Here is a 22,013-nt window from a genome sequence, read left to right on the forward strand (position 1 = left end):
CCGGAAACGGCCCAACAATGCAGCAAAATCAGCGACTAAAGCAGAGAAAAAGACGCCTTCCGATGACCCTGAACGGTCGTCGGATCCAGCCCTTCCAGAAGCCATTGCAGCTCCCGCACCGACAACTCCACCGGCCCCGGCTCGGTGCCCGAAGGCCACCAGAAGCGCTGCTTCTCCAGGCGCCGATACCACAGCCAGAAACCGTTGCGATACCAGACCAGGACCTTGATCTTGTCCCGCGCCCGGTTGCAGAACACGAACAGGTGCGAGGAGAACGGATCCGCCTGCAGCACGTCCTCGACCCGGGCCGCCAGACCATCGATCTGACAGCGCATGTCCGTGGGACCCCGGGCCAGGTACACCTTCGTGTGCGCGTCCAGCGCGATCATGCAGACTCCCGCAGGACGCCGAGAACCCGCTTCAGGGTCTCGGCCGGACAGGCCGCCCCGATCTCGAGCCGCACCCCGTCGGCCAGCACCAGGGTCAGGTCCGCACCGCCCGCCGCAGGCGGATCGCCCACCAGCGTCACCGGCACGAACTCGGCCGCCGCGCTCCCTTCCACCCGCGGCGTCTCCGCTTCCTCACCCAGGAGCCGACGCCAGCGCAGCAGACTGCCCACCGAGATCCCATGCCGCGCACAATACACTTCCTGGGTCAGACCGCTACGCGGCCAACCCGATACCAACCGCTGCCACTCCTCCCGACTCCGTCGCCTCCAACCCATGCCGCCGTTCCTCTCCAACTGGACTCGGCTTCATGATCGGACCCGCGGCGGAACGACGAAAGAAGGTATTTCGCTGGACGCTTACAGCGCTGGAGCTGTTCGGGATACAGACCCCGTCGGCGGCAGTACTCCGCCACCTCGGCCTCGGACAAGGGCGCCGTCTCCAGCACGGCATTGAACTTGTCCCGGGAGCTCCAGCCCTCGGGCTCCGGGCTGCTGTCCGGCAACAGCCGACCCTGCTCGCGGGCCTTCCGGCGCCAGTTATACAGCGTGGCGGCCGAGATCCCTTCTTCATCGGCCAGCTGGGCCACGGTCCGGTTATGCGGCGGCAGCAGCTTCTTCAGCACCGCCTCCTTGCGTTCATCCGAGTACTTCACAGGAACCTCTCTTCGCCCCGTCGTTGATAACACCCTAACATTAGGGGAGGTTCCAACTAGCCTGACAGTGGGGGTGGGAAGGCCAGGGCCGAAACATCGACGAGCTGCGCATCGAAGGCGCATAATCATCGAGACCCGGTAGGCGCCACCGAACGCGTCCACGAAAAAGCCTCGCGCTAGGCGGGGCTGAATAGCTAGGGCAAGCCCTTCTCCGGAAAGTGGAAGGGCTTCCCTCCCCGACCACCACATGATCGAGTGTTTCAATCGCCGGACCAGCAAGATCCTGGCGACGCACCATTTCGATAACCGGGCGAGTCTGGAGCAGACGCTCAAACGGTACGTGCGTCTGTACAATCACCACCTACCGCAGAAGACCTTGAACCACCAGCCGCCCATCCAGGCGATGAAAAGCTGGTATGCGAGCGCCCAGATCTCTTTGACCAACGGCCACGAAATCACGTGTGATCTGACACGTAATCACCAATTTGTCTTAATAAGCCGCTCATACTCAACGTCGAGCTCCTTATTAGCCATCTCTATATCAAGCCTCCCCTCCTTGTAGATCGCTTGAATCTCCCGTTTCGCGACAAACGCAAGACGAACCCAGGCCACTAGGTTTGCCCGTAGAAAAAAACTAACTATATCGCCACCAGATCGGGCAGCCGCATCAGTCCCGTCCATCACGCAAAGGACTCCGTGGGATACAACAAGCATACGATTCAACTCCGGCTCGACCTTTACAATCGACAAACTCCTAAAATCACGCTCGAATTGAAAGACCTGTCTATAAGCCCAAACAAACCTCGTAAGAATTTCCGTAATTGCGACGGGGATTGCCATCGCTAACCCGTGCCGAAAGTCATACCCTTCCTCAAAGACTTTTACTGCAACCTTTGCGAAGGTATCTTTATGCTGCCCAAACTCTCCGACCTGAAAAAACTGAAGCAGCGAATAAAAAGGAATGGGTATCCCAGAACCTCGGCCACTACCACCAGAGGATCCGCCTGCATCTGACATCAAATGGCCGAACCAATTAACGAAACCACAAAAAAGCTTCGCAAAAAAATTACTGCCTTTAAGCTCAAAATTTTCTGTTTCAACTTGCACCAGTTGGCCATCACTTACAAAGGAAGCGGTATCATTAAACTGATCAAGTATTGAAAAGAAAAGCCCAACCAAATCCGGCGAGTGGCCCAAACTTTTGATGTGGTGGTTTTTCGTGCTCATTTTGAACGAACCACCAACATCCCCACCATGCCGATGATCATAATTAACCGAAAAGTTTCTTTCTAGAAACCCAATTGCGCTATTCGTCGGATCTGAACCCTCCCTTGGACCTTCCCAGCCCATCAACTTCGCGAATCCCCGGACCGACTTATCTACCGCCTCGTCCGTCAACTCAGATACACCACCCTCACCGGGACCTTGAATAAGTACTACATCTATAACACCCCCGATCGCGCCGCACACTGCAGCCGCTGCATAATCAACCTTATCACAATCTGCGGTTTTAAAAGTTAGGTCTTGATCGATTCTTTTCTCTACTTTTATCCGATCTCTTTCCGACAAAAGGTACGAAAAAGGATCGTCGCTTAGATTTATCTCACTTCTTTCTAGATATCTCTCAACATCAAAATCATAACCCTGCCAGTCAAAGTTTTCTTCAAATTCAATATAGTCTAGTTTCGTATACTCCTGTGCTCTACTTGCACCTCTCGCTTCAGCCTCAGATAGCAAAGCGTCAATTTCAGTATTTTTTATATCTGCTTCTCTATCGAAACTCACCCCTTCATTCGCCATGAGCTGATCAATTTCATCCTCCAGCTCACCCAATAAATCTGAATTCTTGTTATTTTTTTGTGTAAGCTCATCCGCGCCTTTATTAAGTTCACCTACACGCCGTCCTGCCTTGTCATTTTGATGTTTCTGGGCAACAGCGGCCTTTTCAGCTTTTCCGTTAGCCATTCTTCCCCCCAAAAAACCGGCTTTTAATGTTCGTGGTATTGATTTCGTTATACTTTATAGCTTCGAACGAAGACGCCAGATCTTGGAACTCTGTTTCTCCTAAGTCGTCTCGAAGCTTAAGTGTTTCACAGTCTTCCTTTGCGAGGTCCGAATTACTTGCGTCCTCCCCATACTTCACGTAACTTTTAATAATAAAATCATAATGCTTTTTGGATGACTCTTGCTTGGTGAGCTCAACCAACCGATTAACCTCGACATATTCGGGGGACTTAAGTCGCTCTTTGCTTGCTTGGGCTTCATCTGTTCGACTCGATATTTTCCGGGAAGCGGAGACATACTGTTTCAGCTTTTGCGCAAGCTCATTTAACTTTTCCTCAGTGGCATTAGCAGATGCCAGAGCTTCACTAAGCTGCACAGATAACGCGTTAATATCTTCAATAATCAAGGAAGTTGTTTTTTGGCCCTGTCTGATAACCTCTTGCAACATCAATTCTCGACGCTTATCTGCTTCATCAAGCCCAGAGTCCGCCAGACTTTTGAATCCTTTATATGCAAAGACCCCGAGCATGACAGCGGCACCGATCCCAGTCGCCATACTGGAAAACCCAAGGATTCCCCCCATTCCAAGGGCCGCAAGCCCAGAACTCATTCCTGCGGCAGAGAGACCAACCACAGAACCTGAAAGATAGACAGCCCCTAGAGGTACTCCAACTGCACTTGCCTTCGCTGACATTTCTTTAATACTTTTAGTGAGATCATCATCAGTATAATCCCTATTTAGCATTTTCTTATCGTTTTCTATCGCCATAACGGCGACATCAATTTCGTCATCATTCACATCGAAGAATTCTTTATTTTTCTCCAAAAATGAAAATTCTTTACTCGCCTCCCCACTGAGAGCTGAGTGAACACTAATAATGTCCTTTACCAAGGAGATATGGACAGCCTTCTTCATTCCATCTGGGATCTCTTTATCGATGGCGGATATAAGTTTTTCGGTTGGAGAGGATTCTTCCGGCGAGGCGAAATATAGCCGGAGGTCATTTCTCAGATCGGGAGAAATATTCAAGCGGCTCATAAGGCTTAAGAGTTCGGCAAACTCTTGATCGTCCACGACGCCTTCATTATCAATGGCCATATTAGCAATGACCTTTATGTAATTAGATTTTAGCTCGTCACTCAAATCACAGATTGGGATTAATTGCTCTTGCTCATGATACTCATCAAACTCAGTCACAACTTCATTAATGAAGTCACCAAACTCCTTTAAGTCGATCTGACTTAAATAATATAACTCATGGGTATCGCCATCGATGGTCTCGACTTGAAGGACTTCCTTCGGTTCAGTGAACTTTGCTTCCGGCCTACTTTCATACGTGGCCTGCTTTACTTCTTCAAACTTAAAAACTTTCGTTTGACTTGGAGCTTTTCTTATAATTCTCTCCCCCGTTACAATCAAACCCTCCTTCCCATTCCCTCGGATAGTTGTATCAACAAGGCCTAATATCGCGCCTTCCTCTCCCTCAAATGAAAATGCATCTACAGCGTTTGTCAGTTTGGCTTGCGGTATTTCCGGAGATACATGACACGCCTTTTTGTTTTTAAAAGCACGGGGAAGGCTCTGCTTAACATGCTCATTTATGGAAGTCATTTTTTCTCCTTACAAAGGGTTTTGGATAAGTTGTTAGTTTCCGGATGCCTCGGGAAGAGTTCATCCTATGATGCTCTCCTACGAGGGGCGATAACTATGATCAAGGCACAACGAAAAGCGCTAGAGAGTCGTGGTTTGGGTACCTTTTTGTATTGCTACTGTCGAGATTTGACTGATCGTAGACCTTCTCCGGAACAAATCGGGGTTCTCGGTCTGTCAGTCCTTGAGCTTCCGGGTTGGTGTCAGATGACCGAGGGTCCGCTGCGGGATGTGATGATTGTGGAGCCGGTTGTAGTGCCAGAGCATCGAGTCCAGGTCGGCGCCGGAATCGAAGTGCGTCGTTCGCAGGATTTCGGCGATCCGGCCGTTGAAGCGCTCCACCAGCCCGTTGGTCTGGGGGGCGTGGCGGCGTTAGCCGATGGTCGATACCGAAGTCGGCGCAGAGCTGGTCGAAGACGTGGCTCCCCGAAGGCTCCCGGCGCTTCTGGGTGAACCGGTCCGGCGATGACCTCGCCCATCCCTCCAGCCAACCGGTTATAGGTCGCTCCATGTACTCGGCGTCGTGGTGGATATCCGGATGAAAGTCCAAAGGCTGGGCGATGACCTCCTGTACCTGGCGCGCTCCACCGGCATGTGCCGGACTTCCCGGCCCCAGCCGCTCACGAATGACGTCCGCCAGCCCGTCCCGGCGGTCCGCATCGACGATAGCCGCCTCCTGCAGGCCGGCCGGGACATTACCCACCCGATGGCCCGGGGCATAGAGCATCAGCTCCAGTCGCGGCAGAAACCCGAGATCCGCTCGACCCAGAGCCTCCCGCAGTCCGTCCAGGGCCTGATGGATCTGGTTGATGACGGACTTGGGCCCATTGGCGTGGCCGTAGTCCTTGGCCAGGTCATCCCGCCGCTCCACCAGGGCGCCGTCCTTCTGCTCGATGAGCAGGACATCCCCGTCCTGGTTCACCACCAGGAAATCGATCTCACCGAAACCGGCGCGTTGGTCGACATCCGCGGCCCAGCGCACAGAGTGAAAGACGGTGTAGTCGTCTTTCAACTCACGACCCAGCCGCCTCAATGTCTCGACTTCCGGGCGATGGGCACCGTCCAGTTGGAGGGCGTCGAGATTGGAGGGGTGGGTATAGGCCATGGAGTGCTCCGGACTGCTAGCTCAGGAGAAGGCGAGCCGCTGTGGGTCAGGAGTATCCGCCAGACTTGCGTCAACACGCGTCGCGAAAGCCAGGGAACGGCGGTGAGACTCGCGGGAGGGAGAGGGGATATTCAGCACGAAACGATCCTTGTCATTGGTCCGGAGCATGGTCGTTCCTTGTCCACACGGTGTAAGTTGGAGCCTAAAGCATCAAAGAAAAGTTGCCCACCCTGCCTGGCGAACCGGTCTCAAAGAGCCCTTGGCCTTCTGACCCCAATCCGGAAACTCAAGGACCTGCACACCGAAAACCCCGAGTTGTCCCGGAAGACGATCTACGACCGGTCAGGTCTCGAAAGATACCCTGGCCCAACGGGAGGACGTTACCCGAGTGAACAAGGTGGAGCGGTTGATTGGCCAGGCTTGGAGAGAGTCAGATGGCGTGGGATAGACGGCCAGCCAGCCGGCGGGCATGATGCCCCCATCGCAAGGGGAGACGTTGCCCCCAGCATTCGCCAGCCCCTACCTTGCGGGGGCAACTCTGGGGGCAACACTGGCCGTGCAATCCACAGAAAGGACGCGTAATCAAGGGTTTGCGATAGCTTTTACGTTGACGCCGCCTCCACCACATTCTGAAGAAAATCAGGCGCCTGAGGGCGCCTTTTTTTGTTGCTTATGAGCGTTTACCAGGAAGACCTGACGATCACCACGCGGGGCCGCGGCAGCATCGCCGTCACCGATGCCGTGCGCGACATCATCCATCGCTCGGGCATCACCACCGGCACCTGCCACGTCTTCCAGCACCACACCAGTGCGTCGCTGCTGATCACCGAGAACGCCGACCCGGACGTCCGGCGCGATCTGGAGACGATACTGGCCCGGCTGGCGCCCGACGGCGACCCCGCCTACCGCCACGACATGGAAGGCGACGACGACATGGCCGCCCATGCCCGGGCCATGCTGACCCACAATGACCTGACTCTACCGGTGACCCGCGGCCGCCCCGCTCTGGGTACCTGGCAGGGGGTCTTCCTCTGGGAACACCGTTACGCCGGACACGACCGGCGTATCACCGTGACCGTGCAGGGCGAATAACCCGTTTTCTTCAGCCGGCCGCACCACGGGCCGGACGGGCATGCACGGTGATTTCCTCGCGATCGTGATACAGCTGGCGGGCGTGCACGCGAAATCCGTGCCCGGCCAGCCGGCCCTCCAGCCGATCAAGACATTCACGCACGGTCTCGTAGCGCTTCTTCATCGGGAGCTTGAGGTTGAAGATCGCCTCTTCAGCCCATCCCGCCTCCAGCCAGTCGCCTACGCGGTCCGCGACGCGTCCGGGCCGGTCCACGATGTCGCACACCAGCCAGTGCACCGGACGCGGGGGCACCCAGGTGAACGCATCCTCGCGGATATGCTCCACCTGTCCCCCGGCCATCAGGTCGGCATCCATCGGACCGTTATCCACGGCCTGGACATGCAGGCCGTGCCGCACCAGCTGCCAGGTCCAGCCCCCCGGCGCCGCCCCCAGGTCCACCGCCGTCATGCCCTCCGCCAGTCGCTGTTCGCGCTCCTCGGGAGTCAGGAAGTGGAACCAGGCTTCCTCGAGTTTCAGTGCGGAACGGCTGGGCGCTGCGCGCGGGGCCTTCAGGCGCAGGATGCCCCCCGGACGGTCGCTGCTGCTCTCCGGCGTGGCCAGACCCAGCTGCACACGGTCGCCGGCCGTCCAGAAACAATGCAGACGACGACCCTGCGCCTCACCCTGCCCGCGCAGCGCGCCAGCCTTGCGTAGTGCCGACTCCAGCGGGCGCTCCAGTGCCTTTCCCAGGCGTCGAAGCTCCTTGCCCTCGTTGGTATCCGGCGTCTCGTGCCAGATGGCCTCGAACGACCAGCCACTCGCGCGAATGCGTTCCACGACCGGGCTCACCCGGTCTTTGCGTGACAGGCCCTCCAGCGGATGCAGCGCCGGGAGGCGCTGGCGCGCGAAGATCCGCTCATCCAGGGGAAAGGCGTCGCGCAGCGGTGCCGGATCGCCATCGGCCGATAACAAGCGGACGAAGGCCGTCCCTTCAACGAACCGTGGATAGACGGCCAGGCCTTCCCGCGCGGCTTCCGCGGCCAGCTCGCCGGCCAGGTCCTTCTCGAACCCCGCCCGGCAATAAAAAAGCAGTTCTTCCATGATTCTCCCCAAGTAATTCCGCGCGCCTGCGGCGCCCTGTGGAGCGGCCCCGGCCGCGAATCGCGGCGCCAATCAACACCCCGCGTCGTTCGCGTACAAGCACGCTCCCACCAAGGTTACTCCGAAGCCACCCCGAGAGCGTTCCCGGGGCCTCTCACCCGGGGCCTCTCAAGGGCAACAAAAAAGGCCGCCCCTCGCGGGACGGCCCTTCACGATCCGGCTCCGGATCACAAGGATCCGGAGCAACTGGCGGCCTTAGCGAGCCAGGCCGGGATCGCCCTCCACGTTCTTCAGCTTCGGCAGGTAGGGCTCGCCCACGTTGACCGTATCCTGGTTGCGCAGCCAGTTACCCACCACTTCCCAGACCGGGGGCGTGTCATGCGGCTGATGCACGTCGGCCCAGCCCGCCACCACATAGCGCCGTTCCGGATCCATGGGTTCGCCATTGATCTCCATGTCGGTGATGCGCTCGCCCATCGGCTTGTGCGGGTCAATGGTGTAGCGGATACCGCCGGTGCGCACCATGTCGCCACCGCGATGACGATACGGATCTTCGTTGAAGATCGAGTTGGCCACGTCTTCCATCGCGTGCTTGAGATCCGCGCCGGTCATCTCGTTGCGCGTGGTCTCGGAGTACGTCGTTGCGGTCTGGGTCATCAGCTCTTCGAAAGTAATCGGCTGGCCCGGCAGCACGCTCACGCCCCAGCGGAAACCCGGCGACAGCGCGACTTCGGCATCCATCTCTTCCATCATCGCCTGGACGATGACCTCGTCGAAGGTACCGTTGAAGTTGCCGCGGCGGTAGAGGACGTCGTCGGTCACCGCCAGTTCTTCCCGCAGCTGGTCCTCGAACGGCTTGCGCACCTCTTCGATGTGCGCCTCCATCTCCGGATCCGCGTCCAGCATGTTGGCGAACACCGGCAGCATCTTGAAGCGGTAGTCCTTGATGCCGCTGTCGTTCACATCCAGATCCAGCACACCCAGGAACTTGCCGTTGGAACCGGCGTTGGTCACCAGCGTGCGCTCGCCCGCGGCGTTCTCGATCTCCAGCGCACCGGGGATCGCGTCGTGAGTGTGGCCGCCCATGATCACGTCGACGTCACGCAGCCGGCGGGCCATTTCGATGTCCGTCACCATGCCGTTGTGCGACAGGATCGCCACGACCTTCGCGCCCTTCTGACGCACCTCGTCGATCATCTGCTGCATCTTGTCGTCACGGATGCCGAACGACCATTCCGGGAACATGTAATCCGGATTGGCCACCGAGGTATACGGGAAGGCCTGCCCGATCACGGCCACCGGGACGCCGTTCATCTCGCGGATGGTGTAGGGCTCGAAGATCCGGTCACCCCAGTCGCGATCCTCGACGTTCTGCGCGACGAAGTCGATGCCGTTGGGCTTGAAGTCGTTCTCGATGACTTCCTTGACGCGCTCGTCACCGAAGGTGAACTCCCAGTGACCGGTCATCACGTCCACGCCCAGCAGCTTCTGCGCGTCGACCATGTCCTGCCCGCCGGTCCACAGCGAGGTCGCCGAACCCTGCCAGGTGTCGCCACCGTCCAGCAGGAGGGAGTTCGGCCGGTCCGCACGCAGGCGCTTCACCAGCGTCGACAGATGCGAGAAGCCGCCGACCCGACCGTATTTCTCGGCCGCCTCGGCGAAATCGAGGAAGGTCAGCGCATGGGCCTCGGGTGTGCCCTTTTCGACCCCGAAGTGGTCAAGCAGCGCCTCGCCGGCCAGCACCGGCGGCTTGCCCTGCATGTCCCCCACGCCAATGTTCACGTCCGGCTCACGGAAGTAGACCGGGCGCAGCTGCGCGTGGCAGTCGGTGTAGTGCAGCAGAGACACGTTCCCGAACGGAGAAATGTCGTAGAAATCCGACGGCGCGCGCTGCCAGTCGATGCTCTCGCCCGCCCAGGCATTGGTGGCGAGGCCGGCCGCGCTGGCGGCCACCATGACTTCGAGGAATTCCCTCCGCGTGAGGTTCATATACCACTCCTGAGTGTTAGGACCTGAATGAAGAAAGCCGTCTGCCGGATCGCGCCGACAGACGCCCTGGTGAACCAAAAGACGTCGGCCCGACATCCGTTATTCCGTCCGGACACGGGCCATGGCTACAGCGTGACGCGGAACGCCGCCTGCGTCGCAAAACGCCCACACAGGAAGGGGACACAAAAAAGGCCCCTTCGTCCTGAAGGGGCCAACACGCGACATACACCACTCAACGGTGCCCGGCCCGGGGCAGAGACCCTGCCGGCGACCACCACCGCAGAAAGCGGACAGCTCAAGTGTAGCGTCCGCACATGGCGAGTTCGTGATGCAGATCAACGAGTAATGCCGGCACACCCCGGAGGCCTGCCCCTCGGGACCGCGCGGTCTCGTCGATTGCACAAGGCGCCGATGTCGTTTAACCTTTCGCAGCTTACGGAGAGGTGGCCGAGCGGTCGAAGGCGCACGCCTGGAAAGTGTGTATACGGTAACCCCGTATCGAGGGTTCGAATCCCTCCCTCTCCGCCAGATTCTTGAACCAGGGGGCAACCGGGCCCCTGGTTCCATGTAAATCCCGGTCGGACGAGGGATTTCGAACCCGAGGAATCGAGCAAACCGGGTTCGACGGGTGCCGCACCGCGGCACCCGAACATCGCCGCAGGCGATGGCCCGGAGGGCGAGCCACAGCGTGGCGAGTAATCCCTCCCTCTCCGCCAGATTTCAGGGGGTATTCCGGCGCCCGCAGAGGGGGCAACGCCGGAATTCGGCAAAAAAGGGCCCTCGCGGCCCTTTTTTTACATCGGCTCCGCGTAAGGCGCGCACCCCGCGCCGGGACCAGGGAAGAATGGGCAACCCCAAGGATCAACCGGGCGACCACCGCACCCGCTGGCTGGGCTCCCTCGTCAACCTGCCGCGCCGAACCAAGCGCTGGCTGATGGTCGCGGCCGATGTGGTCATGCTCCCGCTCGCCCTGTGGACGGCCTTCGCCCTCCGGCTGGCCGAACCCCTGCCCGAAGCCCTGATCAATGCCTGGTGGCTGTTTCCCCTGCTGCCGGTGGTCGGTGTGTTCATCTTCGCCCGGCTGGGCCTCTACCGTGCCGTGGTTCGTTTCATGGGCACCCGCGCGGTATGGTCCGTGGCCACCGGGGTCGTCCTGCTCGCCGGATTCCTCTGGGCGGCTGCGGCGATTGGGCGGCTGGACGACTTCCCTCGCCTGGTCCCGGTGGCCTTCGCCCTCCTGGCCTTCATCTACGTGGGCGGCAGCCGTTTTCTCGTGCGCAGCTGGTACCAGAACGTGAACGAACTGCGCCGCCACGCGGAACCCGTACTGGTCTATGGCGCCGGTGCCGCCGGGATGCAGCTCGCGGCCGGCCTCGGTACCACCGGGCAGTTCCGCATCGTCGCCTTCATCGACGACAACCCCGCCCTGCAGGGGCAGGCGATCAACGGCATTCGGGTCCACCCCCCGCGGATGATCGGCACGCTGATGCACCAGTACGGCATCCGGCGCATCCTGCTGGCCGTTCCTTCGGCCTCGCGCTCGGCGCGCAAGGCCATCCTGGAGCGCCTCGAGCCCTATCCACTGCACGTGCAGTCGGTACCCTCCATGGAGGCCGTCGTCTCCGGCCAGGCACGCCTGGACCAGCTCGAGGATATCGACGTGGCGGATCTCCTGGGACGCGACCCGGTCCCGCCTCAGCCGGACCTGCTGCAACGCAGCATTGTGGATCGCCGCGTAATGGTCACCGGTGCCGGGGGTTCCATCGGCTCGGAGCTGTGCCGGCGCATCCTCCGCCAGGGACCGGCCGAACTCGTCCTTTTCGAACGCAACGAATTCGCGCTCTATCGTATCGAACAGGAGATGCAGGCCCTGCGCGACGAGCTCCGCGTGGACTGCCCGATCCATGCCGTTCTGGGGTCGGTCACCCTGCCCCGGCGGGTGGAATCCGTCCTCGACCGGCACCGAATCCAGACCCTTTACCATGCGGCCGCCTACAAGCACGTACCCATCGTCGAGGAGAATGCCGTCGAGGGAGTGCGCAACAATGTCCTCGGCACGCGGGTACTGGCCGACGCCGCGATCGCGGCCGGCGTGGAACGATTCATCCTCATCAGTACCGACAAGGCCGTGCGCCCCACCAACGTCATGGGCGCGAGCAAGCGGCTGGCGGAAATGATCCTGCAGGACCGGGCAGCCGGCGCCCCGGCTACCCTGTTCTCCATGGTGCGCTTTGGCAACGTCCTCGGATCGTCCGGTTCCGTAGTGCCCCTGTTCCATCGCCAGATCCGGGAGGGCGGCCCCGTCACGGTGACCCACCCCGAGATCACGCGCTACTTCATGTCCATCCCGGAGGCCGCCGAGCTGGTGATCCAGGCCGGCACCATGGCCGGCGGCGGTGAGGTCTTTGTTCTGGACATGGGCGAGCCCGTACGAATCCAGGATCTCGCCCGACGCATGATCCGCCTGCACGGCCGCCAGGTCCGGGATGACAACGGCAACCCGCCCGACGGCATTGCCATCCAGTTCACCGGGCTGCGCCCGGGCGAAAAGCTCTACGAAGAACTGCTCATTGGCGACAACGTAGAGAGCACGCGCCACCCCCGCATCATGCAGGCCCGCGAAGACCGGGCACCGGCGGATGCCCTGAGCGAGGCACTGGAGGCTCTGGAACGCGCCGACCAGGCCATGGATGCCGCGGCGACCCGCGCATGTCTGCGGGAGATCGTTCCCGAATATCGTCCCGCCGGGTGAACCGGGGCTTCCGTTACTTGTACGAGTAGTGGTAGTAGCCGTAGCCGTAACTGGCACTGGCGGTGGCTTCCATGGAATTCAGGATCGCACCCCGCGTCTCCACGCCCGCACTCTCCAGACGACGCCGCGCCGCCTCGATCTCGCGCGGCGGGTTGAGCTGGAAACGCACCACCATAAGGGTGGTCGAGCAGTGGCGCGCCACCACGGAGGCGTCCGTCACCGCGAGGATCGGCGGCGTATCGATCAGCACCAGGTCGTACTGCCCGCTCGCCTGATCGAGGAACCGGGTAAAACGCTCGTTCATCAGCAGCTCGGCGGGATTCGGGGGTGCCGAGCCCCTGGCCATGTAGTCCAGCCCCTCGATATCGGTCTCCCGGATGGCTTCTCCCGGCGTCAGCTTCTCCGACAACAGATCGGACAGCCCGCCCGCGCTGGCCTCGCCGAATGCATGGTGGACGTGTCCCTTGCGCATGTCGGCGTCGACCACCAGGACCTTCTGGCCCGCCTGGGCACACACCGCCGCCAGGTTCACCGAGATGAAACTCTTGCCAACACCCGGGCTGGGACCCGTGATCACCAGCCGATTGTCCGCCGCCTCGAGCATCGCGAAATGCAGGCTGCTGCGCAGACCACGCAGCGCCTCAATGGCCCCGTCCGTCGGGGAATACGAGGCCAGCACCCCCGTTACGACCCCTTCTTCCCCGGTGGCCCCGCGTCGACGCCCGCTTTTCAGATCACGCCGCCGCCGCAGCCGCTTGACGAGTTTCTGCTGCACGTCCGACAGCGGTACGGTCGCATAGACCGGTAGATCCAGTTCCTCGATCTGCTCCTGTGATTCAACGCCCCGGTTGAGCATCCCGCGCAGCAGCACCAGCGCCACCGAAAGCATGCCGCCGAGGACCGTGGCCAGCGCCACGATCAGCCCGCGCTGTGGCTCCACCGGTGACGGCAGAACTGCGGCATCGTCCAGGATGCGGACATTCCCCACCGTGCTGGCTCGCGTGATGTCCATCTCCTGCATGCGGTTGAGCAGCTGGACATAGACTTCCTGGTTCACTTCGACATCGCGTTGCAGGCGGAGTACTTGCTGCTGGGTCTCCGGCAGGCCCCCGATCTCCTGCTGCAGCTCCCGACGTTCGTTCTCCAGTTGCTCGCGCTTTTCCAGCAGGGTGACGTAGGTCGGATGGTTCTGCGTGTACCGACGGGAGATCTCCGCCTCCTCGAATTCCAGCTCGGTGATCTGGCGCTCCAGGTCCACCAGCCGGTCGAGGACCGCCTGCGTCTCCATCGACATGTCGACGCTTTCCTGCTCCACCTGATACTCGTTCAGGGCGTCTTCCGCTTCCCGCAGCCGTGCCCGTACCTGGGGCACCTGCTCTTCCAGGAACTCCAGGCTCTGTTCCGCCTCCGCGGCCTGACGTTCGACGTTCTGTCGGCGATAGATGTCACTGATCGCGTTCAGGGCGCCGCGAGCCTGTTCCGAATCGGTGTGGGTGAACGTCAGGCTGAAGACGCCACTCTCATTGCCCTGTTCCGTGGCCTGGAAACGGTTGCGCAGATCGCGTATCGCGGCCAGCCGAGCGCGGCGCTGGAGTTCGAAGCGGGCCCCGGCCTCGGCCGAGATGTCCTCCACAAACAGGATGACCTGCCCGTCGAGGAAGCTCGCCTCCTCCCCGATTCGGCCTTCTCCCAGGACCCGATCGTCGTGGGACAGGCGGAACTGATCCTCGCCGGTGACCTGCAGTGTCAGGGTTTCCCCTTCCATCGCGGGCGTGACCCGCAGATCGCCCACCGTCAGCGATTCTCCGGACCACGCATAGCGCTCGGCGACGCCGCCCAACACGGCGGCCCGGCTCCGGTCCCAGTCCCGGCGGACCAGAAAATCTCCGATGACCGGCAGGCGCACCGGACGCACGATCAGGTCCAGGCGCTCGCGATCCACCGCCTGACCCAGCACCATGCGCGAACGCAGGATCTCCAGCTCCGCCGACGCACGCGGCTCGCGTCCGAGCATCTCGCGCATGTCGTTCAGTGGCGCACTGACACCGCCGGTATCCTCCACCTGGACCAGCGCATCCGCCTGATAGACCGGCGTCGAGAGGGTCGCATACGCCCCACCGCCCAGCATGAACAGGAACGTAATGCCAACGATCCACCACTTGTGATCGAGCAGCAGTCCGAACAGCCGGCCAAGGTCGATCTCGTCATCCGCCGGCGGCGGGGAAGCGGGGGTCTGCGTCATCGGTTACCTGTTCCTGTCGTGGCGCGGCCGGGAGATCAGCCCAGCCGCTCCGCCCAGCTCTGTGCGGCCTCGGTCAGCAGCGCGTGCACTTCCCGAAATGCCTCGTCGCTCTTGCCATACGGATCGGGGATATCGCGACCGTGGCCGTCATCCAGCCAGTGGCCGAAACGCATGGTCTTGCCCAGGGCACGGGGATGGTTGCGGCCGATCGCCTGACGCTGCCCGTCACTCATCACCAGCACCAGATCGGATTGCTCGAGCATGCCGGTGGTCAGTTGCCGGGCCTCGTGACCGGACACGTCCAGGCCATCGGCCTCCGCCAGTGCCCGGGCCTGCGGCGCGACACCCTCGCCCACCAGCGCGCCGAGACCGGCCGAACCAATGCTGCGCTCCGGGGCATGCCGACGCAGCATCGCTTCGGCCACCGGACTGCGACAGATATTGCCCGTACATACCACCAGGATCCGTTCAAACATCCGTTCTACTCTGCCCGCTCAGAAGTCGTCGCGCAGCTCGCGCACGTCGCGCGTGGCCCGGGAGGCACGATAAACAGCGTTAACAGTCGGCAGCAACTGATTGATCACGCGGTTCCAGCGCCCCAGGGGAGTCGTCGTCACATAGACGATATCCATGGGTTCGAGCTCGAACTCCGTCCCCAGCACCAGCGCCGTCGCATCCCGGGCGTCCAGCTGGTAAACCGTCGCCAGCAGGTCACTGTCCGGCGGCGCCTGACGGACCACGAAGATGCCGCTGGCATCCGCCGTCGCCTCGTTGAAGCCACCGGAATCGGTAAGTGCGTCGGTCAGCGAGATCCGTCCGCGCCCCATCGGGATACTGCGCGGTTCACCCACCTCGCCCAGCACATACGCCTTCTGGTCTGTGGTGTCCGGCACGTGCAGCACGTCGCCATCCCGTAGCACGCGGTTCTCGGACAGATCGCCCTCGCTCAGCATCGCGTACATCGACAACGGCACTTCTTCACCATCGCGTGTCAGACGTACGTTGTGCCAGTTCGCCTCCTCGGTCAGGCCACCGGCATCATTGATCGCGTCCAGCACCGTCAACGGCACGTTGGTCACCGGCTGGCGCCCCGGCTCGCGCACCTCGCCGGTCACGTGGACCTGCTGCGAGCGGTAATCCGCCACCAGCACTTCCACCTGCGGATCATTGATGACCGCGGCGAGTTCTTCCGCGAGGATGTCCCGCACTTCGGCTACCGTTCGACCCTCGACCTCCACACGGCCGACGAACGGATAGAAGATGGTCCCGTCGGAATGCACCGTATTGCCGGATTCGGCCGCCGAGCGTTCCGAACCGGCCGGGATCGTCAGTTCGGGATGGTCATAAACGATGATGCTGAGCACGTCGCCGCGACCGATCCGGTAGTCGTACCGCGTGTCATCCGCCTCGAGCTCCTCGCGTGCCTGTTCCAGATCCGGCTGGACGGGATCCTCGGCCTCCTGACGAACCAGACCGCGGGTGATCGGCTTCACTTCCACCATGTCGTGCAGTGGTTCGCTCTCGGCGCGCTCCTGAATGAAACCACCCGGCGCAAACCCGCAGCCCGACAGGGCGACGGCGACCACGAGAGGCACCGCGGTTTTCCAGCTTCCTGCTGCGATCATTGGCAACTGCACCCGGGTTTGGCGATCTCTGAAGGCCGCAAGGATACAGCTCGGTGCGGGCATGTTCCACAGTTCCGGCCCCATCCTTTCCGAGTATCGGAGCGGTCCCTCAGCCGGACCGCGAACGTGTACATTGATCCACGTTTCCTTACCATGCGCGGATTCCGAAACCCGATCTTCAAACCGTCATCTCGGAGTACCGATGTCCGAAGCAGCCACGCTGATCCTGAGCGCCTCCTGGGTGCTGCCCGTGGTTCCACGGGGGGCCGTCCTGGAAGACCATGCGGTAGTCGTTCGCGACGGTGCGATCCTGGCCGTAAGGCCCCGCGAGCAGGCCCTCGCCGAGCATCCCGAGGCCCGCCACGAACATCGCGAGGGGCACGCCCTGATGCCGGGGCTGGTGAACGCCCACACCCACGCCGGGATGACTCTGTTGCGCGGCATCGGCAGCGACCAGCCGCTGATGGAGTGGCTGAAGCGCTACGTATGGCCGGTGGAGGGCCGGCTGCTTTCGCCGGAGTTCGTCTACGACGGCACCCGTCTGGCTGCCGCGGAGATGCTGCGCGGCGGCACCACCTGCTTCTCCGACATGTATCTGTTCGTGGGGGACGCGGCCGCCGCGGTGGATGCCAGCGGGATCCGCGGGGTGATGGGCCTGACGGTGTTCGACTTCCCCACCCCCTGGGCGCAGACCCCGGACGAATACTTCCAGCGTGGCCGCGAGGTGGTGGAGACCTGGGGCGATCACCCCCGCATTCGTTTCACCGTCGCTCCTCACGCGCCCTACACCGTCGGTGACGAGAGCATGCAGCGGGTGGGCGAGCGCGCGCGGGAGCTGGGCGTGCCGGTGCACACCCACGTGCACGAAACCGCCGGCGAGGTGGAGGAGGCGGTGAGCAACGGCGGTGAACGCCCGCTGGCCCGCCTCGCCCGCCTCGGTCTGCTGGACCAGCCGTTCATGGCGGTGCACATGACCCAGGTCAGCGACGAAGACCTGGCCCTGCTGGAGAACCGGCCGGTGTCGATCACGCACTGTCCGGAATCCAACCTCAAGCTGGCGTCCGGCTTCTGCCCGGTGGCGCGCCTGGACCGGGCCGGGATCAACCTCGCGCTGGGCACCGACGGGACCGCCTCCAACAACGACCTCGACATGATCGGCGAGATGCGCACCGCGGCCCTGCTGGCCAAGGGCGTGAGCGGCGATGCGGCCGCGCTGCCGGCCGAGCGCGTGCTGGAGATGGCGACCCTGGGCAGCGCTCGCGCCCTGGGGCTGGACCACGAGATCGGCTCGCTGGAAGCGGGCAAGCGCGCCGACCTGATCAGCCTCGACCTGACCGGCCCGGAGCTGCAACCCGAACACGAACCGCACGCACGCATCGTCTATGCCGCCACCCGCGAGGCCGTGCGCGACGTGTGGGTCGACGGCCGGGCGTTGCTCGCCGACCGCGAACTGCTTACGCTGGACCTTGAGGCCATCCACGCCAGCGCCGTTCGGTGGCAGGGCCGCGTGGCCGAGACCCTGCAAGCCTGCGAGAACTGAACTGCCCATGACCCAGACGCACTCCAACGTCGATCCGGCCGAGATCCACAAATTCACGGATCGCGCGCACGAATGGTGGGACCCCAACGGGGCCTTCGCCACCCTGCACGCGATCAATCCGCTGCGCCTGGAATGGATCGACGGCCACGCCGACCTCGCCGGCAAGAAGGTGCTGGATGTCGGCTGTGGCGCCGGGATCCTGTCCGAAGCGATGGCCGTGCGCGGCGCCGAGGTCACCGGACTGGACGCCGGAGCCGAACACCTGGAAGTCGCGCGCGAACACGCCCACGACAGCGGTGTTTCCGTGCGCTACCTGCACGTAACGGCCGAGGAGCACGCGGAAAAACACCCGGGCGAATACGACGTGGTGACCTGCATGGAAATGCTGGAACACGTGCCGGACCCGGAGAACGTGATCGACGCCCTGTGCCGGCTGGTCCGTCCCGGCGGCTGGATCTTCCTCTCCACCATCAACCGCACGCCGCGCGCGTTTGCCGAGGCCATCGTGGGCGCCGAATACGTGATGCGCCTGCTGCCGGCCGGTACCCACGAGTACGGCCGTTTCATTCGTCCGTCGGAACTGGCCGCGCAACTGCGCCGGCATCACGTGGAGGTGGCCCACCTGACCGGGCTCACGTGGTCGCCGCTGTCCGGACGCTACCGTCTGACCCCGAACACCGACGTCAACTACCTGATGGCCGCACGCGCATGAGCCACGAACCGGGCGCGGTCCTGTTCGATCTGGACGGGACCCTCCTCGACACCGCACCCGACATGCACGCCGCGCTCAACCGGCTGCTGGCCGAGAACGACCGCGCGCCCCTGCCCTTCGATGCCGTGCGCAACCATGTCTCGCACGGCTCGCATGCCCTGGTCACCCTGGCCTTCCCCGACGCGCCGGAGGCCCGGACCGAGGCTCTGAAGAAGCGCTATCTGGAGATCTATGCGCGCGACCTGTGCATCGCGACCGGGCTGTTCCCCGGCATGGATGTCCTGCTGAACGAGATCGAGGCGCGCGGCTGGCACTGGGGCGTGGTCACCAACAAGCCCGCGTGGCTGACCGAACCGCTGCTGGAGGCCCTGGGCCTCGCCCCGCGCATGAGCGCGATCGTCTCCGGCGACAGCCTCGCGCGGCGCAAGCCGGACCCCGACCCCATGTGGCTGGCCGCCCGCCAGACCGGGCTCGAGCCCGCACACCACTGCTACTGGGGCGATGCCGAGCGCGACATCGCTGCCGGCCGTGCCGCCGGCATGAGCACGCTGATCGCCGCCTGGGGCTACATTGACGCCGGTCAGAACCCCGACGGCTGGGGCGCCGACGGTGTCCTGGACCATCCCGGCGACTTCTGGGGCTGGCGCGAGACGTTCACCCGCGCAGCCGGCTGAGTCACGGGCCCCGCCTTGCAGGAGCCGAGCCCCTCGACGATCGCCCGCCGCCCGTCCCATCGGCCGGAAGGCCGGTCTCCCACACAGGACAAAACCGGCATAATGGGTGCACCAAGACCCCCGACTGGAGCTGACATGGCCCGCCCCGACATCGCCGCTGCCTATCGGCATTGCCGCCAGCGTGCCCGGTCGCACTACGAGAACTTCCCCGTCGCCTCGCGCCTGCTGCCACGCAAGATGCGCGACCCGGTGGCCGCGATCTACTGCTACGCACGCGACGCCGACGACCTCGCCGACGAGGATGCGCGTCCGGTCGAGGCCCGCCGGACCGATCTGCAGGCGATGCAGGAACACGTCCGCGCGCTGGACGACCCGGCCGCGGAGACCGCCCCCGAATGGATCGCGCTGGCGGACGCGAAGAGGCGCTTCGACCTGCCCGTTGAACCCTTCGTCGACCTCACGGACGCGTTCATCCAGGACCTGGAAAAGACCCGCTATGCGGACATCGGCGAGGTGATGGAATACTGCCGACGTTCGGCCAATCCCGTTGGCCGCCTGATCCTGCACCTGCAGGGCGATCCCGACGACGCCATGCTGGGCCAGTCAGATGCCATCTGCACCGCGCTCCAGCTGATCAACTTCTATCAGGACCTGCACCAGGACATCCGCGAGAACGACCGCATCTATCTGCCGCAGGACGAGATGGCCCGCTACGGGGTGACCGAGGTCATGCTTCGCGAGCGGCTCAACACCCTGCCCCTGCAGAACCTGATGCAGTTCCAGTACGCCCGCGCCGACCGCCTGCTGCGCGCCGGCGCTCCCCTGGGCGGAACCCTGCGCGGGCGGCTCGGTCTCGAGACCCGTGCCATCGTCAACGGGGGTGCGCGCGTGTTGTGGCGCCTGCGCCAGCAGGACGACGTGTTCGCGCGCCCCCGCCTGCGCACCCGCGACATGGCGGTGATCCTGTGGCACAGCCTGCGGCCGCGCCGACGGGGCCGCAGCGGCTGAACGCCCTCCTCGATCCACTCCGACTCCGAACGACTACCCGGCGCCCGACATGCAAACCAACCCGCTGCTGCCCGGCAACCACCCCCTGCGCGAATCCATCCAGGAGGAGGTCCACACCCGTTTTTACGAACCGCTGGAGCCGCCGGCGCGGGTGTCCTGGCTGACCCTGCTGAGTCCGCGCGATGCCATCGACCGGGAACGTGAATGTGTGGCCGACCTGTGCCGGCGGCACGGAATCGAGCCCCCGCTGAACGGCGAGAACTTCGTGGCCGTGGACCTGGGCGAGTTCCGCCTGCGCTGGGAACGCCACAACGAATTCTCCACCTGGGCGTTCTTCGTGGTGAACGAACCCCGGCAGGAACCGTTTACCCATCCCGCCATCCATCGGGTGCCCATCGACTGGCTGACCGGCCTGCCGGGAGAGACCATTGCCGCCATCCACCTGGAGCTGGAGCCGCGCGAGGCCCCGGTGCGCAGCATGCAGGACCTGGGCGAGCTGTTCGCTCCCTACTCGTTCGCCGGCAACGGCGTGTCCGGCGGCGACGGCCGGGTGTTCACCGATTTCCGGGTGCGCGAGGACGGCTTCGAGCGTTTCCTGGTCCGCGACGTGGACCTGTCACCCCGTCAGGCCGGCCGCCTGGTGCAGCGCGTCCTCGAGCTGGAGACCTATCGTCTGATGGCCCTGCTCGCCCTGCCGCTGGCCCGCGAGCTGATGCCCGAGCTCAACGAACTGGAGGGCCGCCTCAACGACATCAACGACGAGATGGCCGGCATCTCCGATCGCTTCGGCGGCACCGACCGCGAACAGCGGCTGCTGGCCGCGTTGTCCGATCTGGCCGCCGACGTCGAGCGCATGGGCAGCCACACGGCGACCCGCTTCCACGCCGCACGCGCCTATGCCTCCATGGTGGACAAGCGCGCCGAGGAACTGCGCCCGGTGCGTATCCCGGGCCTGCAGACCCTGTGCGAATACCTCGGCCGCCGTCTGGACCCGGCCATGCGCACCTGCCGCTCGCAGGACGAACGGCTCAACAACCTCGCGACCCGGATTCACCGGACCACCTCCATGCTGCGCACCCGGGTGGACGTCGCCGTGGAAAACCAGAACCGCGACCTGCTGCGCTCCATGAACCGGCGCGCCCATCTGCAGCTGCGCCTGCAGGAGACCGTCGAAGGACTGTCGGTGGTGGTGATCTCCTATTATCTGACCAGCCTGCTGGCCTATTTCCTGCGCGGGATGGACGAAGCCGGCACGCTCCCGATCCCGGTCAACATCGCCATCGGTGCCACCGTCCCGGTGGTGGTCGGCGGGGTGTGGTATGCCCTGCGCCGCATGCGCGCGCGCATCACCGCCACTCACGGCGAGGACGGGCGCCAATGACGGCGAGCAGGATTCCCGTCGCATGATGCCGTGTTCACACGTCTGTAACACGCCTG

Annotated in this window: 16 protein-coding genes, 1 tRNA gene and 3 pseudogenes; 8 read left to right on the plus strand and 12 right to left on the minus strand. The window is 63.0% G+C overall.

Annotated elements, in window-relative coordinates; translation table 11 throughout:
- Window positions 1-35 precede the first annotated feature (35 nt).
- From tnpB to F790_RS14835, 7 genes and pseudogenes are all read right to left on the minus strand, one after another.
- A complete protein-coding gene (tnpB, locus tag F790_RS0108935; RefSeq protein ID WP_019591435.1) occupies window positions 36-389 on the minus strand; it encodes an IS66 family insertion sequence element accessory protein TnpB in 354 nt (117 codons plus the stop codon).
- Complete coding sequence (locus F790_RS0108940; protein WP_019591436.1) at window positions 386-619, minus strand: hypothetical protein; 234 nt, start codon at window positions 617-619, stop codon at window positions 386-388. The genes tnpB and F790_RS0108940 overlap by 4 nt, the downstream gene beginning before the upstream one ends.
- 349 nt (window positions 620-968) lie before the next feature.
- Window positions 969-1,101: pseudogene (locus F790_RS14995) on the minus strand (transposase); the annotation flags it as partial.
- 477 nt (window positions 1,102-1,578) lie between these two features.
- Window positions 1,579-3,066 carry a hypothetical protein gene (locus F790_RS14245; protein WP_083938867.1) on the minus strand — a complete coding sequence of 496 codons (1,488 nt, stop codon included), beginning with the start codon at window positions 3,064-3,066 and terminating at the stop codon, window positions 1,579-1,581.
- Window positions 3,059-4,717 (minus strand): hypothetical protein, encoded by a 1,659-nt coding sequence (locus F790_RS14495; RefSeq protein ID WP_156824326.1) that lies wholly within the window; start codon window positions 4,715-4,717, stop codon window positions 3,059-3,061. Before F790_RS14495 ends, F790_RS14245 begins: the two co-directional genes overlap by 8 nt.
- Before the next feature lie 216 nt (window positions 4,718-4,933).
- Window positions 4,934-5,216 (minus strand): annotated as a pseudogene (locus tag F790_RS14830) (integrase core domain-containing protein); the annotation flags it as partial.
- A gap of 318 nt (window positions 5,217-5,534) precedes the next feature.
- Window positions 5,535-5,861, minus strand: a pseudogene (locus F790_RS14835) (nuclease-related domain-containing protein); the annotation flags it as partial.
- Between the two features lie 672 nt (window positions 5,862-6,533).
- Here F790_RS14835 and F790_RS0108965 point away from each other — a divergent pair.
- The gene (locus F790_RS0108965; RefSeq protein WP_019591440.1) at window positions 6,534-6,953 is read left to right on the plus strand and encodes a secondary thiamine-phosphate synthase enzyme YjbQ; all 420 of its coding nucleotides are present in this window, start codon (window positions 6,534-6,536) and stop codon (window positions 6,951-6,953) included.
- A 10-nt stretch (window positions 6,954-6,963) separates the two neighbouring features.
- Here the strand turns inward: F790_RS0108965 and rlmM are convergent, their stop codons facing one another.
- Both rlmM and soxB read right to left on the minus strand, forming a co-directional pair.
- A complete protein-coding gene (gene rlmM / locus F790_RS0108970) occupies window positions 6,964-8,034 on the minus strand; it encodes a 23S rRNA (cytidine(2498)-2'-O)-methyltransferase RlmM (protein ID WP_019591441.1) in 1,071 nt (356 codons plus the stop codon).
- A gap of 255 nt (window positions 8,035-8,289) precedes the next feature.
- Entirely contained in the window at window positions 8,290-10,023 is a 1,734-nt protein-coding gene (gene soxB / locus F790_RS0108975) for a thiosulfohydrolase SoxB (RefSeq protein WP_018869542.1), read from the minus strand.
- A gap of 437 nt (window positions 10,024-10,460) precedes the next feature.
- On the opposite strand from soxB, the gene F790_RS0108980 reads away from it, so the two are divergent.
- Window positions 10,461-10,551, plus strand: a tRNA-Ser gene (locus tag F790_RS0108980).
- Window positions 10,552-10,867: 316 nt separating this feature from the next.
- A complete protein-coding gene (locus F790_RS0108985; protein ID WP_019591442.1) occupies window positions 10,868-12,775 on the plus strand; it encodes a nucleoside-diphosphate sugar epimerase/dehydratase in 1,908 nt (635 codons plus the stop codon).
- A gap of 13 nt (window positions 12,776-12,788) precedes the next feature.
- On the opposite strand, the gene F790_RS0108990 is transcribed toward F790_RS0108985, so the two are convergent.
- Genes F790_RS0108990 through F790_RS0109000 form a run of 3 tightly spaced genes read right to left on the minus strand, consistent with a single transcriptional unit; the run spans window position 12,789 to window position 16,642 of the window.
- The gene (locus F790_RS0108990; RefSeq protein ID WP_019591443.1) at window positions 12,789-15,017 is read right to left on the minus strand and encodes a polysaccharide biosynthesis tyrosine autokinase; all 2,229 of its coding nucleotides are present in this window, start codon (window positions 15,015-15,017) and stop codon (window positions 12,789-12,791) included.
- Between the two features lie 35 nt (window positions 15,018-15,052).
- Entirely contained in the window at window positions 15,053-15,493 is a 441-nt protein-coding gene (locus F790_RS0108995) for a low molecular weight protein-tyrosine-phosphatase (protein WP_019591444.1), read from the minus strand.
- A gap of 18 nt (window positions 15,494-15,511) precedes the next feature.
- Window positions 15,512-16,642, minus strand: coding sequence for a polysaccharide export protein (locus tag F790_RS0109000; RefSeq protein WP_038036657.1), 1,131 nt, complete (start codon window positions 16,640-16,642; stop codon window positions 15,512-15,514).
- A 202-nt stretch (window positions 16,643-16,844) separates the two neighbouring features.
- On the opposite strand from F790_RS0109000, the gene F790_RS0109005 reads away from it, so the two are divergent.
- The 5 genes from F790_RS0109005 (at window position 16,845) to F790_RS0109025 (ending at window position 21,957) form a co-directional block, all read left to right on the plus strand.
- Complete coding sequence (locus F790_RS0109005; RefSeq protein WP_019591445.1) at window positions 16,845-18,182, plus strand: TRZ/ATZ family hydrolase; 1,338 nt, start codon at window positions 16,845-16,847, stop codon at window positions 18,180-18,182.
- Between the two features lie 7 nt (window positions 18,183-18,189).
- Complete coding sequence (ubiG, locus tag F790_RS0109010; protein WP_019591446.1) at window positions 18,190-18,894, plus strand: bifunctional 2-polyprenyl-6-hydroxyphenol methylase/3-demethylubiquinol 3-O-methyltransferase UbiG; 705 nt, start codon at window positions 18,190-18,192, stop codon at window positions 18,892-18,894.
- Window positions 18,891-19,568: a phosphoglycolate phosphatase gene (gph, locus tag F790_RS0109015; protein ID WP_019591447.1), complete on the plus strand. Its 678-nt coding sequence runs from the start codon at window positions 18,891-18,893 to the stop codon at window positions 19,566-19,568. The genes ubiG and gph overlap by 4 nt, the downstream gene beginning before the upstream one ends.
- A 135-nt stretch (window positions 19,569-19,703) precedes the next feature.
- Window positions 19,704-20,576 (plus strand): squalene synthase HpnC, encoded by an 873-nt coding sequence (gene hpnC, locus F790_RS0109020; protein ID WP_019591448.1) that lies wholly within the window; start codon window positions 19,704-19,706, stop codon window positions 20,574-20,576.
- Between the two features lie 49 nt (window positions 20,577-20,625).
- Complete coding sequence (locus F790_RS0109025; protein ID WP_019591449.1) at window positions 20,626-21,957, plus strand: DUF3422 family protein; 1,332 nt, start codon at window positions 20,626-20,628, stop codon at window positions 21,955-21,957.
- Window positions 21,958-22,013 lie beyond the last annotated feature (56 nt).

Source organism: Thioalkalivibrio sp. ALE20, from assembly GCF_000381405.1.
In the GTDB taxonomy this organism is placed as follows: domain Bacteria; phylum Pseudomonadota; class Gammaproteobacteria; order Ectothiorhodospirales; family Ectothiorhodospiraceae; genus Thioalkalivibrio.